The organism is Pandoraea nosoerga (assembly GCF_902459585.1).
Classification (GTDB): Bacteria; Pseudomonadota; Gammaproteobacteria; order Burkholderiales; family Burkholderiaceae; genus Pandoraea; species Pandoraea nosoerga.
Genome location: NZ_CABPSC010000035.1, coordinates 1 through 1942 on the forward strand (window position 1 = coordinate 1; position 1942 = coordinate 1942).

The following is a 1942-nucleotide window of genomic DNA, read 5'->3' on the forward strand; positions in this document are numbered from 1 at the left end:
CCCTCGCATACCCAGGTATGCCACGGCTTCTTGTGCCTTGCCTCAGCCAGATTTCTTTCAACCGGACATCGGTGGAAAGAGTTGGTGGGTCTGGAAGGACTTGAACCTTCGACCCCCGCCTTATCAAGACGGTGCTCTAACCACCTGAGCTACAGACCCGACTTAGATCTACGCAGTCAACAACCGATAAGCGTGAACACTCAACTTCCAGTGCATGCTCTAGAAAGGAGGTGATCCAGCCGCAGGTTCCCCTACGGCTACCTTGTTACGACTTCACCCCAGTCATGAATCCTGCCGTGGTAAGCGCCCTCCTTGCGGTTAGGCTACCTACTTCTGGCAAAACCCACTCCCATGGTGTGACGGGCGGTGTGTACAAGACCCGGGAACGTATTCACCGCGACATGCTGATCCGCGATTACTAGCGATTCCAGCTTCACGCAGTCGAGTTGCAGACTGCGATCCGGACTACGATCGGTTTTCTGGGGTTAGCTCCACCTCGCGGTTTGGCAGCCCTCTGTACCGACCATTGTATGACGTGTGAAGCCCTACCCATAAGGGCCATGAGGACTTGACGTCATCCCCACCTTCCTCCGGTTTGTCACCGGCAGTCTCCTTAGAGTGCTCTTGCGTAGCAACTAAGGACAAGGGTTGCGCTCGTTGCGGGACTTAACCCAACATCTCACGACACGAGCTGACGACAGCCATGCAGCACCTGTGTTACGGCTCTCTTTCGAGCACTCCCACCTCTCAGCAGGATTCCGTACATGTCAAGGGTAGGTAAGGTTTTTCGCGTTGCATCGAATTAATCCACATCATCCACCGCTTGTGCGGGTCCCCGTCAATTCCTTTGAGTTTTAATCTTGCGACCGTACTCCCCAGGCGGTCAACTTCACGCGTTAGCTACGTTACTAAGGAAATGAATCCCCAACAACTAGTTGACATCGTTTAGGGCGTGGACTACCAGGGTATCTAATCCTGTTTGCTCCCCACGCTTTCGTGCATGAGCGTCAGTATTGGCCCAGGGGGCTGCCTTCGCCATCGGTATTCCTCCACATCTCTACGCATTTCACTGCTACACGTGGAATTCTACCCCCCTCTGCCATACTCTAGCCTTGCAGTCACGAATGCAGTTCCCAGGTTAAGCCCGGGGATTTCACATCCGTCTTACAAAACCGCCTGCGCACGCTTTACGCCCAGTAATTCCGATTAACGCTCGCACCCTACGTATTACCGCGGCTGCTGGCACGTAGTTAGCCGGTGCTTATTCTTCCGGTACCGTCATCCCCCCGAGGTATTAACCCAGAGGATTTCTTTCCGGACAAAAGTGCTTTACAACCCGAAGGCCTTCTTCACACACGCGGCATTGCTGGATCAGGCTTGCGCCCATTGTCCAAAATTCCCCACTGCTGCCTCCCGTAGGAGTCTGGGCCGTGTCTCAGTCCCAGTGTGGCTGGTCGTCCTCTCAGACCAGCTACAGATCGTCGCCTTGGTAGGCCTTTACCCCACCAACTAGCTAATCTGACATCGGCCGCTCTTATAGCGCGAGGCCCGAAGGTCCCCCGCTTTCCTCCTCAGAGCGTATGCGGTATTAATCCGGCTTTCGCCGAGCTATCCCCCACTACAAGGTACGTTCCGATGTATTACTCACCCGTTCGCCACTCGCCACCAGGTGCAAGCACCCGTGCTGCCGTTCGACTTGCATGTGTAAGGCATGCCGCCAGCGTTCAATCTGAGCCAGGATCAAACTCTTCAGTTCAAACCTGTTACTGTTTTCGGTTGTGTGACCAACCGGTCGCTCTCAAAGTAGGCTGACAAGTTAATTGCTTAACTTACCTTTTACTATGTGAGCCTCAATAAATTTAAAGCTTATCTGCCGAAGCAGACGCACCATTCATCGAGTGCCCACACTTATCGGTTGTTCAATTTTTAAAGATCAATCGCG

The 1942-nt window shown here is 53.6% G+C and carries 1 tRNA gene and 1 rRNA gene; both read right to left on the reverse strand.

The features are described 5' to 3' along the window. Positions 1-82: 82 nt before the first annotated feature. Positions 83-159 (reverse strand) — tRNA-Ile (locus PNO31109_RS21760). Between the two features lie 64 nt (positions 160-223). Continuing rightward, a 16S ribosomal RNA gene (locus PNO31109_RS21765) occupies positions 224-1756 on the reverse strand. Positions 1757-1942: the final 186 nt, after the last annotated feature.